The sequence below is a fragment of the Streptomyces sp. NBC_01454 genome (assembly GCF_036227565.1).
In the GTDB taxonomy this organism is placed as follows: Bacteria; Actinomycetota; Actinomycetes; order Streptomycetales; family Streptomycetaceae; genus Streptomyces.
Window position 1 is genome coordinate 4,313,504 of record NZ_CP109460.1, and the last position, 12,823, is coordinate 4,326,326.

The 12,823-nt window shown below is 61.7% G+C and carries 13 protein-coding genes; 9 read left to right on the top strand and 4 right to left on the bottom strand.

Annotation, left to right across the window (positions count from 1 at the left end):
* Positions 1-240 precede the first annotated feature (240 nt).
* A complete protein-coding gene (locus tag OIU81_RS19065) occupies positions 241-996 on the bottom strand; it encodes a GntR family transcriptional regulator (RefSeq protein ID WP_329149481.1) in 756 nt (251 codons plus the stop codon).
* Between the two features lie 79 nt (positions 997-1,075).
* On the opposite strand from OIU81_RS19065, the gene OIU81_RS19070 reads away from it, so the two are divergent.
* The 3 genes from OIU81_RS19070 to OIU81_RS19080 all read left to right on the top strand — a co-directional run bounded on the left by OIU81_RS19070 (position 1,076) and on the right by OIU81_RS19080 (position 3,026).
* A complete protein-coding gene (locus OIU81_RS19070; RefSeq protein WP_329149483.1) occupies positions 1,076-1,354 on the top strand; it encodes a hypothetical protein in 279 nt (92 codons plus the stop codon).
* Between the two features lie 596 nt (positions 1,355-1,950).
* On the top strand, positions 1,951-2,682 hold the full coding sequence (locus OIU81_RS19075) for a GntR family transcriptional regulator (protein ID WP_329149486.1): 732 nt from the start codon (positions 1,951-1,953) through the stop codon (positions 2,680-2,682).
* Positions 2,679-3,026 (top strand): hypothetical protein, encoded by a 348-nt coding sequence (locus OIU81_RS19080; protein WP_329149488.1) that lies wholly within the window; start codon positions 2,679-2,681, stop codon positions 3,024-3,026. Before OIU81_RS19075 ends, OIU81_RS19080 begins: the two co-directional genes overlap by 4 nt.
* A gap of 135 nt (positions 3,027-3,161) precedes the next feature.
* On the opposite strand, the gene OIU81_RS19085 is transcribed toward OIU81_RS19080, so the two are convergent.
* Positions 3,162-3,761 (bottom strand): hypothetical protein, encoded by a 600-nt coding sequence (locus OIU81_RS19085; protein WP_329149489.1) that lies wholly within the window; start codon positions 3,759-3,761, stop codon positions 3,162-3,164.
* Between the two features lie 402 nt (positions 3,762-4,163).
* On the opposite strand from OIU81_RS19085, the gene OIU81_RS19090 reads away from it, so the two are divergent.
* The 3 genes from OIU81_RS19090 (at position 4,164) to OIU81_RS19100 (ending at position 8,999) form a co-directional block, all read left to right on the top strand.
* On the top strand, positions 4,164-5,291 hold the full coding sequence (locus tag OIU81_RS19090) for a hypothetical protein (protein WP_329149491.1): 1,128 nt from the start codon (positions 4,164-4,166) through the stop codon (positions 5,289-5,291).
* A gap of 16 nt (positions 5,292-5,307) precedes the next feature.
* Positions 5,308-6,948, top strand: coding sequence for an ATP-binding protein (locus tag OIU81_RS19095; protein ID WP_329149493.1), 1,641 nt, complete (start codon positions 5,308-5,310; stop codon positions 6,946-6,948).
* A gap of 1,676 nt (positions 6,949-8,624) precedes the next feature.
* Positions 8,625-8,999, top strand: a complete 375-nt coding sequence (locus tag OIU81_RS19100) for a hypothetical protein (protein WP_329149495.1) — start codon at positions 8,625-8,627, stop codon at positions 8,997-8,999.
* Positions 9,000-9,135: 136 nt separating this feature from the next.
* Here OIU81_RS19100 and OIU81_RS19105 read toward each other — a convergent pair whose 3' ends face one another.
* Positions 9,136-9,381 (bottom strand): hypothetical protein, encoded by a 246-nt coding sequence (locus OIU81_RS19105; RefSeq protein ID WP_329149497.1) that lies wholly within the window; start codon positions 9,379-9,381, stop codon positions 9,136-9,138.
* Between the two features lie 476 nt (positions 9,382-9,857).
* Here OIU81_RS19105 and OIU81_RS19110 point away from each other — a divergent pair, with 476 nt between their 5' ends.
* Positions 9,858-10,514, top strand: a complete 657-nt coding sequence (locus OIU81_RS19110) for a hypothetical protein (RefSeq protein WP_329149499.1) — start codon at positions 9,858-9,860, stop codon at positions 10,512-10,514.
* A gap of 545 nt (positions 10,515-11,059) precedes the next feature.
* Here the strand turns inward: OIU81_RS19110 and OIU81_RS19115 are convergent.
* Positions 11,060-11,527: an NUDIX hydrolase gene (locus OIU81_RS19115; RefSeq protein WP_329149501.1), complete on the bottom strand. Its 468-nt coding sequence runs from the start codon at positions 11,525-11,527 to the stop codon at positions 11,060-11,062.
* A gap of 18 nt (positions 11,528-11,545) precedes the next feature.
* On the opposite strand from OIU81_RS19115, the gene OIU81_RS19120 reads away from it, so the two are divergent.
* A complete protein-coding gene (locus OIU81_RS19120) occupies positions 11,546-12,325 on the top strand; it encodes a GntR family transcriptional regulator (RefSeq protein ID WP_329149503.1) in 780 nt (259 codons plus the stop codon).
* 139 nt (positions 12,326-12,464) lie between these two features.
* Positions 12,465-12,821, top strand: coding sequence for an SCO3933 family regulatory protein (locus OIU81_RS19125; RefSeq protein WP_329149505.1), 357 nt, complete (start codon positions 12,465-12,467; stop codon positions 12,819-12,821).
* Positions 12,822-12,823: the final 2 nt, after the last annotated feature.

The following is a 12,823-nucleotide window of genomic DNA, read 5'->3' on the forward strand; positions in this document are numbered from 1 at the left end:
CGCCGACCTGGGCCTCAACTATGGAGCGGGTGACGGGAATCGAACCCGCGCTCTGAGCTTGGGAATCACGGGCGGTCTACCTCGCGTATGGGCGCTGACCAGGTGAAACGGCCCGCCGGGGCGCTGCCGCGAACCCTTGGATCGAACCGCCGTTGACCGCGGTTCTCCGCTGCAACTGGTGCGCTTCTGGTGCGCTAGTCGTGCGGCCGTATCGGGCTGCGAGCGTCGGGCCCGGCACCGCTAACGACTGACTGGGATCTCGTAGACGATCTCGCAGAGCGCGGCGGGTACGACAATGTCCGCCGTCTCCACGGGCCGCCCTTGGTCGCTGTAGTACGTCCGTCGAATGTGAGTGACGAAGCCGCCCTTCTGGATGCCGAGGAGCGATGCCTCCTCGGCATTCGCTTGCCGCGGCTCCGGCTGCTCCACAGTGTGGCTGACCGTGATGCCGATCTCGGCCATGCGGTTCACCACGCCTGCACCCGCGTGCGGCCCTCCCTCGGGGAGGACGACGACGGTGCCGGCGGTGAGGTCGTACGGCTCCCAGCTCGTCGACAGCTGCACAGGCTTACCGTCGGCGAGGAACTCGTACACGGTGCGGACGCACAGATCACCCTCGGCGATACCGAGGCGCGACGAGATCTCGGCCGGCGCCGGCACCTTCGCCTCGGTCCGACTTTCCCAATCCCCCAACTTGCCCACGGCCTTCATGTCCGCGCGGAACGGGGAACCGTCAGGCTGCTCGCGCGCCGAGGAGCGGACCACGCGTACACGCTGACGAGGGGCGGCAACGTACGTACCGGATCCGGCACGACCTTCCAGCGCTCCCTGAGAAATCAGTAGCTCTTGAGCGCGACGAACCACGTTCTCGCCGACGCCGCATTCTTCGGCGATCTGGGCGCGCGAGGGGAGCCGGTCTCCCGGCGTCCACTCTTGCTCGGCGATCCGTCGCCGGAGCTCGTCAGCGATGCGGAGATACGGCGGCTGCTCAGGCATATGGAAAATCTAGTCCACTAGCTCTAATCTAGTTAACTAGCTTTACTCCACGTGATCGCCGAACGACGGAGGCTGCCCTGTGCCTGCTTCGGAACCAAGCGCCGAAGACATCGCAGCCCGGTTGTCCGCCGTCGGGCTCACCCCGCGCGTGGAGCACCACGCCCAACTCACGTCGATCGAAGCGGAGGTACCGGAATCGCTCTCCGCCGAGTCGTGGCGGGAGGTCTTGGAAGCAGTGGCGGAGGCCGATCGATTCGGGCTCCTCGCCAACAGCTTGAACGGCCGCACCTTATGGGCCGCCGTACGCACAGCGGCCCCCGCGACGGGCGATGTCCGGGGGCCTGGCCGTCAGCGATAGGAGCTGATCAGCGTGTTCAACCGTATCCGCCATACCGTCTCGCACACCGAGGAGCAGTGCGTTCTGATGATTCGGCGCCACCATTCCCCGGTGCCCATCGGGCCAGCCGCCGCGCCTCGCGATCGCTTTACGCACAACTGGTCCGCGATGGCGGAGGTTCTTTGATGCCTCCTCGTCAGCAGCATCGCGTGACCCATACGAAGGCCGTTCCCTACCGATCGAGTTCCTGCCGGATCGGTGCGCACTGTGAGTGCGCGCAGTCTTCCCCCGCTACCGCGCCGATCGGCATCCCCGTGGTCTACGAGGCGTGCAGTTGCTCCTGCCACACAGTGGCCGCCCGTGGTGACCGAATGGACGGATCGCAGTGAGGGGCTGGGCGCCGAGCGGTGCACCGGCCGCCCCTGTCGAGATCACCTCTGCCAGCGTGCAGCGCGGTGACGTCATCCAGATCGGCGGTCTCTCGTGTCGTGTCACCGACCTGCTCCAGCTTCCCGGCGGAGCGAAGCGTCTGTGCTTCGAGTCGGGCGAACTGCTCACCATGCACTCCCGGTCTCGGCTCGTAGCCCTACGCACGCTGAGAAGGTGGTGATGCAGCCGTGCCTTCTCGCCGTTATGTCATCGCGGATGACATTCGGAACAAGATCTCGACCGGCCGGATCAAGGCCGGCGCATGTCTCCCTTCCGAGGCGCAGCTCGCTTCCCGCTACGCGGTCAGCACGGCGACGCTGCGGAGCGCCCTCTCGATCCTGCAGGGCGAAGGGCTCGTCGAGAAGATTCACGGCAAGGGCAACTTCGTCTGCTACCCCCTCCGCAGAATCACGTACGTCGGCGGTGGTCACACGCTCAGGACGGAGTGCTCGGCCGAGTCGGCGTTACGCGTCAGCGTCCGCACCACCAACCTCCAGGCGCACGGACAACTGACCTGCCTGCTGGGCGTGTCAGCCAGCAGCCCGCTAACCGAATTCCTCTGCCTCACCCACGAGGGAAAGTCACTGCACAGCCTCGCTCGCATCTACGTACCGCGCGACCTGTCGCCGACCGACGTTCCCGCCGAATCGCACTGCTGCAAGGGCGTTGAGGCGAAGCTGGCAGAGCTCCGCCCGCCACTGGCTGAAGTCCGGGAACGAGTCAGTGCTCGTCCTCCGACACGAGAGGAAGCGGCGACCCTTCGGATCAGCTCGGCCCTGTCAGTGCTCGCGATCACACGCGTGGCGGCCGACAGCACGGGACGCGTGGTCGAGGCGGCGCTCCTGGTGCTTCCCGGCGACCGCGCCGACGCATTCTTCACCACCCACCACATGACCGACGAGAGGACAAGCGGAGGATGACGACCCACAACGAGCTGCGGCTCCTCCCGTGGTCAGGCCCCGAGGGCAACCCCTGCTATTTGAGTACCGAGGGCAGCGGCGGCTACCTGTCCCTCCTGGCTGACAACACCGAAGCGGTGCAACTGGAAATGGCAGGTGAACTCCTGGAGCACGCCCTCGAAGTGCTCGGTGACGGGGAGACGGGGCCGAACGAGATCCGGCTCCTGGCGATGGACATGACTGAAGCCCTGCGTGACGTGCGTCGCGTAGCTATCAGCCGCGGTCACCGCCTGCCGTTAACGGATTCTCCCGCCTGCGAAGGAGGCGACGAGGGCCCGCAGCTGCCGGCGGCGGCCTTCGGCTAGAGCGACACATCCAACGCCGGGGGAGCCCCAGATTGAGGATTGGGCTCCCCTGCCGTTCGCCCCGGCCCGCTGGCAGCAGCAGGACTGTCTGCTTAGAGCAACACCCCAAGGTACTTGGCTGCCTGGCTCCGCCGGTCACTCAAGCAGTTGGAGAGTGACCGGGAGCTGCTCGCTGTAGCGCCACGCGAATGTGCGATCGGGTTCGAGGTGTGCCTCTCCCCAGTGGATGACGTGGATGCCGCTATCTACGTCAGCCGTAAAGAACACACCGACAAGCTTCGTAGAGACTCCCAGTTCCTCGAACGCCTCGTGCAGCTCCAGGTACTCCTCTGTGGTCAGGTCGTCATCGAGATCGAAAAGCCCCTCAGGAGGCTGCGGCCCATGCGCCCGAAACAGCCGACGGCGCGTAGGCGAAGCATTGGAGGGCAACCGAGCAAGATCAAGAGGCCTCGGCCTGTCTGCGTACCTGAAAGGAAAGAGTGCGTGATCGTTGATCACGGCATACTCGAACCCGCGGAGGTCTCGCACGGGCTCGCCTAGCTCCCTTGCCGTATCCGCCAGCTTCTCCCGCACCGCTTCCGCGAGGGTGGAGCCGTAAGGACTCCGCTTCTTCAACCCGGCTGTGAGATGCGTGGCGTGAGCCTGCGCGTGAGCACGAGCCAACTGCACCGGAACCGCAGCAGCAAGCTTGCCGGCCTGGTGCCCAAACCGCTCGACAGCCCAGACCGAAGGCACGGCCCCATAGTCACCTGGTGCAGACATCCAGCGTCTCCCGTCCCCCGGTCATCCAGCTCTCAACTGTGTGACATGCATGCGAAGTGCACACAAGAGCGTGATCCGGCCATACGGGTTGGAAGAGTCTCAACTCCGACCTCGGACGGCCCAGCGACAGCCCGAACCTCGGGTGAGTGGCCTGGTGGTCCGCCGAAGTCCCCTGCAGCCGAGACGGATTCGCTGGCCTGGCCGGTGCCGCAGCCGTTGGTGTTGGCCGCGCCCATGACGAGGTGCCTGCGCTCACATCTGTGGAACCGCCTCCGAACCGGCGCAACAACACCTACTATCAGTTCACATCTGCTACTTGGGCACTTTCGACCTCAAAGGTGACCCTCGTACCGCACCACCGATGGAGCCGGATCTGTGAATCACCCCGCCATGAAGAAAGAGAGAGATGGCGGGTATCACGCCATTAAGGGCTTCGCCTATCAGTTCGATGCCTCCCTTCTGCGCATATTCGATAACCCCGGCGCGATGGCGGAGCTTGAAGGCAAGCAAGACCTCACTGTCGAGAATTATCACATCCAAGTCAAGCATCGATCCGAGAAGTTCTCAGTCTCAGCAATCACCTCAGCCGTACACCTGATGTTCCGCCAGTTCCATCGCGACAGCAGTTTGCAGTTCATTCTGCACTGCCACTTCACAGATCAACTGCCAGGACTTGAGAGGGAGCTGACACAAGAAGAACTCGATAGGATCCTGACGGATTTTCCAGAAGAATTCGAACGCTCGATGTGTAGCAAATTCTTGAGCGCCTGCAAGATCAGCTTCTGCGGAAATTATCAGGAGCAATTTCAGCAGGTTCTTATGCTGATCAGAGAGCGACTAAACGCCCGGGATGAAGTAGAGGCTACTCATTACCATGCGATCCTCCATGGATACCTGAAGGATGTCATCCTCTCAAACCCGATTGGGAGCCGCAGAGTAGCATTTCGGTCACTGCGCCAGGCTATCTCGTCTGCGCGAACAGCAATCTTTGAATCTGCTTACGCTGAACAGTGCGGATATGATAAATACCTGAAGGCTGTAAGGAAGCGCTACACTCTGAGAACGGTCAATGTTGCCGCGGAGCGGATTTTCTCTTTTGAATGCGACGCTGCCACGGATGTAGATACTTTGGCCGAAGTTGCCCTTCGCCTGCGGAAAAAGTACTGTTCCAGGCTGGCAGATCCACCGCCGTACATCACATTTAGAGGCGACTATGACACGCTAGAAATCAAGAAAGCCTTGTGGGATGCCGGCGCGCGTTTCAACGACGGTACTGGATACCATGGCGGCATCTTCCGAATGGAAGAACTCATCAGTCCACCGGCAAATGATCTCAAACTCAAGGTGCTTGATTGGGATCACCTCGCGAACTTGATGGACAGTGTGCGCGTAAAAGAGTTCCACGACTTCTACATAGCCGAAAGCGTGACTACTCCGCACAATGCTTCTACCGCCTCTCACGTTTTCGTCCGCTCTTACGAAGACCTGCTACAAGTTCTCTGAAGAAAGGTGCGGTGGAATGTCTAGCGCTGAGGTAGTTGCTGTATATCCGAACCGTGTCAGGATCGCCGTTCACAAAATCTCCGAATTGGCCGATGGTGAACCTGTCGAGGTGGGCTCATACCTCAAGGTATATGACAACACCGAGAGTGCGATCATTGCGATTATCGAGAATTACTCGATCGAGTTACGCCCCTCGAAGCAGGGAGACCTAGAGCGCGTCTACATGATCGAAGCTGTTCCGTTGGGCATCATCGACCGCGAGGGACATTTCGAACGCGGCGGTGGGGGTATCGCCATCCCGCCTAAGACGGTTTCGGTAGCCTTCAAGGACGAAGTGCAGAAGATCTACAACACCGTCGACCCGCAACACCGATTCCATTTTGCGCAGCTAGCGCAAGATGAGGAGGTCGATGTCCCCGTAGATGGGAATAAGTTCTTCAGTCGCCATATCGCTGTAGTTGGATCGACCGGTTCAGGAAAGTCGCACGCCATGGCTCGGATCATCCAGAAGGCGACGGAGGTCCGCGATATTGGCGAGACGGAAGACTACACGCTTAACAACACCCATGTGATCGTGTTCGATCTGCACTCGGAGTATCGAACGGCGTTCCCGAAGGCTAACCACTTAGGTGTCGAATCCTTAACGCTTCCGTACTGGCTACTCAGTTCGGAAGAGCTCCAGGACCTATTTATCGAGAGCAACGAAGAGCAATCACACAATCAGATCGCCATTATGAAAAAGAGCATCACGGACGGGAAGCGATCCAATTTCACCGGCCCTGACGATCAGCGCGAACTGATCCATTACGACTCCCCTCTTTTCTTCGATATCGATGATGTCCTTGCTGCGATCAAGGCTAAGAACGAAGAAAGAATCGACACTTCGACTCCCAGTAAGAAATCGGACAAGGCGGGACCCTTGTTCGGCAAGCTGGACAACTTCATCACCAGGCTAGAGAATCGTCGCAACGATCGACGACTCGACTTCCTCCTTGGCGAGAGATCGAAATCGGTTCGGTTGGAACAAGTCCTTCGACAGTTCACTGGATATGTAACGGGTGCCCACGCAAACGTCACAGTCATTGACCTCAGTGGCGTGCCGTTCGAGGTTCTAAGCCTGACGGTTTCCCTGGTCTCCCGGTTACTATTTGACTATGCCTACTACTTCAAAAAGGGGAGCCTGGAAGGGCGAAGTGAGACGCCGCTTCTTGTCGTCTATGAAGAGGCTCACAAGTACGTTCCTAAGAGTGGCCTAGCTAAGTACAGTTCCTCACGTAACGCCATCGAGCGTATTGCGAAAGAGGGGCGAAAGTACGGAATCACTGCGGCCATCGTTAGTCAGCGACCGGCAGAGATTTCAGAGACGATTTTCTCCCAGTGCAATAACTTCCTTGCGATGCGTCTCACGAATCCAGAGGATCAGAATTACGTCAAGCGACTCATTCCTGATTCCCTGGGGCCTCTCACTGAGTCCCTTCCTATGCTGTCGTCAGGCGAAGCGTTGCTCATCGGTGACGCGGCCGTTATGCCTTCGCGTGTAAGGCTGGAAAATGCGCATCCGCCCCCGTCCTCTAGCGACGTAATGTATTTGCAAGAGTGGGCACGACCGTGGCGCGATGTCCTTTTTGATCCCATCGTGAAGGATTGGGAGCGCTGACTGAACAGCGGAGGTCGGCGGAGCGGCTTTGGGCTGGAGCCTGCTTTGGCGCGAGGGACCATGGCCCCATAAGCTTCCGGCGCGTCGGGCAGTCTGTGGACCTGCCCGGCAAAGCACGACGTTGGGGGAAGCTCGTGCCAAATTGGCTAAAGCCGTGGAACCGACCGCCCCAGCCACGACGTCCCCCTTCTCTGGCATCAGGCGGCTGGTCGCCAAGCGCGCGGCGCGATGAGTAGGTGAAGACAGGTTTCGACAGCAGTCCGACACATTGAAGCCTGGTGCACGGTGACTCCTCGTTGCGAACTACCGGCGGGAAAGTCGCTGAGGTCGTTCGGCCTGATCAACTGGCATTCCAGGGGCTTTGTCAGTCGCTTGAGGCCGCCGCGGTTACTGTACTTCGCTGCTGTACCGCAACACTGCCGCCCGCGTGTAGGGTTCGTGATCAGCCGTAGCTGTCGACCGCTCTGGCTGATCGCCTCAGTTAGCCGTCTCCCGATCAGAGCGGTTAGCGCGGTGCGGTCGTCGTTACTGTCGTAGACAAGGCAGTTACGTGGATGCTTCCTTGGCCAGCGGCATCATGATGCGCAACGCCTACGAAACCGGGTTCGGTCCTCGGTAGTGCCCAACTTCAGGATCCGGAAGCCCGCTCATGCATAGGTCTGATCGCATCGCCTCACGTAGGTCTGCGTTCTTCAGCCAGTACATGGCGCGTAAGTGAAGAAAACGATCTCCAGTGATGCAGGGATCCTCGATCAGTAGGTCTCTGATGGCCTCCAACGCCTGTGTCACCTCGGCAGCTAGCGCAACTATGTGGCGTGGGGCAGTAAGGGACAACGCCTGCCGCTGTTGCCACAGTTGGGAACTATCGATGGCCTGGTGAATCTCGCTGAAGCGCTCTCTTTCGGAGAGGCCGGCCCTAAGGGCAGAGGCCCTCATCTGGCTGTGAGCACGACTGCTAGCCACCACAAACTCCTGGTAGACAGCCCGACGCTGCTGGATCCAGTGCTGATCACGTTCCCGGCGCCACCGCAAGCGTTCGGCAAGCAAGGCAGAGCTGACACCTACGATTGCGCCACCGATGGTGCCCACGGGAGTAATCCAGTCCATGTTGACTGTCATACCCAAGAAGCGGGGAGGCCACGGATCGACAACCAATGAGCGTGAAGGTCGGTCAACTACCTTCCGCCGGCACCACCCCCGGTTCCATCAACTTGGAAAGCTTGGGTTCTCTGGCGGCAGATGCTGCACTGACCTGCGGCGGGACGGTGATGGAGCCTTGGTCACCCCCGGGCCAGTCCCCGTTATTCCCCGTAGTTCCCCGCAGGATCTGGCACGCAAATGGCACGGCCCGTTCGTCCCGAAGCACCCTGGGCGGAAGCTCTGTCTTGGAAGTCTGAGCCTCAGTCGACGACAGTCAGCCACGACGGCGGGTGCGTTGACCGATCAGGCGCGTGCGTGTCTCGCTGTGCCGCCGCTGGCCTCGGCCACGCTGCTCGATGACGTCCGTCAGAGCAAGCCTCGACGGCGGAACCGAGATGGCGAGACATTGAGCAAAGCAATGACGTCTTCGTTCCGAACTCTCGGCTGCAAGGTCATTGTGGTCTAGGACGCTGGTCGTTGAGTCCGGGCGGGCACGTAGTCGCTACGATGCTCAGGCTAGGCATCGTAGAAGCGATGTGGGAGGGGCAGCGAGGATCAAAGATCCAGAGTACCCGGCAGCGGTCGAGGCGGCTGTAGAGATCCTTCGAAAGCGGGCCCAGCAGGGCGAGGCCATCACGTATGGAGAGCTAAGCGCCGAGCTGGTGACGCAAGGCTTCGCCTCCATCCCACCTCACCGCGGGGTTATGACCTACCTCCTCAAGGATGTCTGCCTCTACGGCAACGAGGATGGACGCGCCCCGATGCTCTCGGCGATCGTGGTGAACAAGGCAAGCCGAGAGCCGTCTGACCAGTTCTCCAGTCTTGCTCGAAGCCTCCCCTTCTCCCGGCCGGGTCACTGGAGCTGGCGAGACGAGCAACAGGAGGTGTTCGCTCGGTACGGCGAAGGGTGACGCGCCGATCCCGCGACACCTGCTTTAGGAGTTCGATCCGGGTGGAGACGATGAGGGGTCTAGCTCTGGGCAGCGTTGCCGTGCTCGACCGTTCAACGCCTCTGCTGTTCGCTGCCGTTGATGACAGCCGTGGATGTCATCCGCCCTGTGGAACAGGCTCGATGACATCGGCCCAGATGCGAGTGGCCCATGGGTTCTCGTCGCCGAGTCGCTCCGCTACGACATCGTCGAGGTAGCGCGCGGTGCGAACCTCCTTCGCCTCGCCAGGCCACCAGAAGGAATCGCATTCCGCGCACAGGGAAAAGGGCGTGCCGTCGTCTTTGAAGCGGTACCGCCGGATCCAGTCCTGGTCACAACGCGGGCAGAGCAATGATGCAGTCACCCTCGGAGGCTATCGGCACGCGCAACGGGTCGGACCGACATCGCGGGTCGCCGGCCCGGCCCTCGCTGTGTGACCTTCTGATCCATAGCTCTATGCGGGTGGGTCGGCAACCGTCATATCGGCTGTTGCACTTCGCCAGAGGATCACTACCGGACTGGGCCGGTTGCCGAGGTTGCGGTACTTCGGTGCTGTACGTCACTTCGGCCGCGGACGTCGCTCCGGGGAAGGGCACATCAGCACCAAGCCAGCCGAATTCTCCCGGGCCGGGAGGCTTTTCACTACCGCAGCGCTCATTATTCACCCGGTTGCTGCATTCAAGATGCCACATGAGGAGGCATCGCGCTAGAAATGCATCGAGACTGACGTGATCCTGAGCTTATGAGAGAAGCAGCGAAACGGCACTTCGGAGAACGATCAAAATTCCACCGCAGGATCCTGGGCTGATACGCTACCGCCTCGGGCCTGCCAGGCTATATTTGGACCATATCGAGGCGATCTATGCGGCCCTCCAGACCGCCGCTGAGGATCGAGCGAAGAAAACCGGAGATGGTCAGATTTTCCCGGTATCAATCTCCGCTAACGTAGAAACGGCCGGCGAATCGGTTGTTGCGGAACTCCCTGAAGACCTCGAAGACGCGTCATCAGAGGAACTCCGTCGAGTCCGTCTCGCCTTGAAGAAGCCCCTCATATCCGTTGATCTCTGGTACCGCATGGCAGATGTTACGGCGCAATCGTCGGACGCTGAGGGTCAGGCCGTGGCGCTGAGCATTCGCGATTATGTGAATAACCGGCGCTATTGGCGAGGCGGCTTTTGCTTCTTCGATAACTTTCGTGAAGTGCTGCTATTCGGAGCTGGCATTATAGCCGCCATCGTTTTAGTAGTGATAGATCACAGTCGATGGCCATTTTCCCTCACTATCGCCGTGATGGCGTCAGCTTCGACTTGGGTTCTAAACACTGTGCTTGCCTATCAAACGGGTACTGTCCGTGTGGTTCCGCATAGGCAAAGGACGGCCCGCAGGCTGAGCGCTGAGACGCGTAAACAGGTGATCGCGGGGCTGGTCGGTGCGATCGTCGGCGCTGCGCTTATCGGTGTTGCTGGACTATGGGCTGGCGTCCAGGTGGGTCCCTAAATTCGTGTGGCTCTACTAGGCAGAAGGCCTAGCCGAATACGGTGCTGAGGTCGGTGGAGCGGGTTTGGCCGGCGGCCTGCCCGGTTTGGGGTCGAGCATGATCAGGGGGCCATACGCTGGCTGGCAACTCGGGCAGGCTTGTGAGCTGCCCGGAATTTGAACGAGTGGCCCCCTGGTCTTGCTCGACGCGGGACCCGAACCGGGGAGGTGGGTAAAGCCGTGGAGCCGACCGCCCCACCCCCGGCCTGGTCTTTCGCCCCTTGTGGGCGCGGGCGTCGACGCCGCGCGGCCCCGGCGGCGGAGACGAGGAGGGAGCCGTGCGGCGGCGACGGCCGGCGCCGCCGCGCTGTGCGCGGCACCTCTGATCTGTGATCTGACTGCTTGCAGTTCCAGGAGGCCGGGAACGTCAGCGCTCCTGCGCCAACGTGTGGTGTGCTCCTGAACTGTCCCTACCGCGGGGCCGGGTAGCGAGCGGAGCGAGCCTTGATGAAGTAGGGAAAGTTCTATCGCATCGGCGTCAGTCGCTTGATGAAGTAGGGAAAGTTCTATCGCATCGGCGTCAGTCGCTTGCCGTCATGGCTCCGCACGTGAGGTCCCGCCCCATCCAGGGCATCCAAGAATCGGACCGCGTAGACCTCGGACATGGACTCGGCCACCTCGTCGGGCGTGAGCCAGGTGACTGCCGTCGACTCGTTGGAGGTGCGCTCCTCGCCGCCGACCGGCTTGCACCGGAAGACCAGAGCCACGATGCCTCGCGTCGTGTTCTTGTAGACCCCGGTGAGCTCGTCCACCTCGACGTGGATGCCCGTCTCTTCCCAGACCTCGCGCCGTACGCCGGCCTCCGGGGTCTCTTCGAGTTCGAGCACCCCGCCCGGGAGTTCCCAGGCCCCGTTGTCGGCTCGCCGGATCGTTAGCAGCTTGCCGTCCTCGCGGACCACCACTCCGGCCACGGACACGGAATGCAGTGGCGTTGACTGGGCTTCCGGAGCGCTGTTACTCATATACAGGAGCATAGGAGGATGGGAAGAACGATGGGAACCGCGGTAGGAGGGGGCAGAGCCGTACCTCGATACGTGCAGATCGCCGACGACGTCCTCCAGCAGATCAGGGCTGGGGTCCTCAAGCCCGGCGAGATGGTGCCGAGTGAATCGGAGCTGGTCGAGCGCTACGGCGTCTCGGGCGGCACGATCCGCAAGGCGATGGTGGAGGTCCGTGCGAGCGGTCTGGTGGAGACCCGCCACGGCAAGGGCTCGATCGTGAAGGACCGGCCACCGGTGCGGCACCGATCCTCCGACCGCTTCCGTCGCTCTCACCGGCAGGGCGGCAAGGCTGCGTATCTGGCGGAGTCCGCGCAGTCGGGGGCTACGGCCAAGGTCAGCGTTCTGTACATCGGGCCCATGGAGGTCCCCGAGGAGGTGGCCGAGCGGCTCGGGGTCGAGCCCGGCACTCAGGTCCTCGCCCGCCGGCGGCTCTACTTCCGTAACGGCACTCCGGTCGAGACGGCCAGCTCGTACCTGCCGTGGGACGTGGTGAAGGACATCCCCGAGCTCTTCGCCGAGAACCCCGGCGGTGGCGGCATCTACGCCCGACTCGAAGACCACGGGCATGAGTTCGCTGAGTTCGTCGAGACCTTGCAGGCCCGGTCGGCCACCAAGGCCGAAGCGAGCGAGCTGGCGCTCAGTCCCGGTGCCCCCGTCGTGCATCTCGTCCGTGAGGCGCTGACGACCGAAGGCCGCGTGGTGGAGGTCTGCGACACCCTCATGGCCGCTGACCAGTTCGTTTTCAGCTACCGCATCCCCGCTACGGACTGACTCCCGCTCAACTCTCCTCAGCCCGCCCCGACTTCTTCGTCGAGGCGGGTTGACTCATGTACAGGAGTCGGGCACTCTTCTTCATGTCACTCATGTACATGAGTGACGGAGTTCAGCATCTATAGAGGAGTGATCCGTAGTGCGTCAGATCCCCGTCGACACCTCCGCCGCGACCGTGATGGTCGCGAAGCAGCCGCAGATCAAGGTCAAGGACCGCCGTACCGGTGAGGTCGCCCTCGATGCCGAGACCGGGGCGAAGCTGATGACCGTGGACGTGATGTTCGCCGCCAACGACGCGGTGGAGATCCTGTCCGTCACCGTCCCCGAGAGCGGGGTCTCCGATGAGCTGGCCATGGGCACGCCGGTGGCGCTGACCGGCCTGATCGCCCGTCCCTGGGAGAACGAGTTCAACGGACAGAAGCGGCACGGAATCGCCTTCCGCGCCGTGGCGGTCACCTCGCTCGCCGCCGGCGGCTCACAGGCTGAGGCGGCCTGATC

Coding starts and splice junctions, on each gene's coding strand:
- OIU81_RS19065 (WP_329149481.1), bottom strand. CDS start 996: ATGCCTGAGCAGCCGCCGTATCTCCGCATCGCTGACGAGCTCCGGCGA.
- OIU81_RS19080 (WP_329149488.1), top strand. CDS start 2,679: ATGACGACCCACAACGAGCTGCGGCTCCTCCCGTGGTCAGGCCCCGAG.
- OIU81_RS19095 (WP_329149493.1), top strand. CDS start 5,308: ATGTCTAGCGCTGAGGTAGTTGCTGTATATCCGAACCGTGTCAGGATC.
- OIU81_RS19115 (WP_329149501.1), bottom strand. CDS start 11,527: ATGCTCCTGTATATGAGTAACAGCGCTCCGGAAGCCCAGTCAACGCCA.
- OIU81_RS19120 (WP_329149503.1), top strand. CDS start 11,546: ATGGGAACCGCGGTAGGAGGGGGCAGAGCCGTACCTCGATACGTGCAG.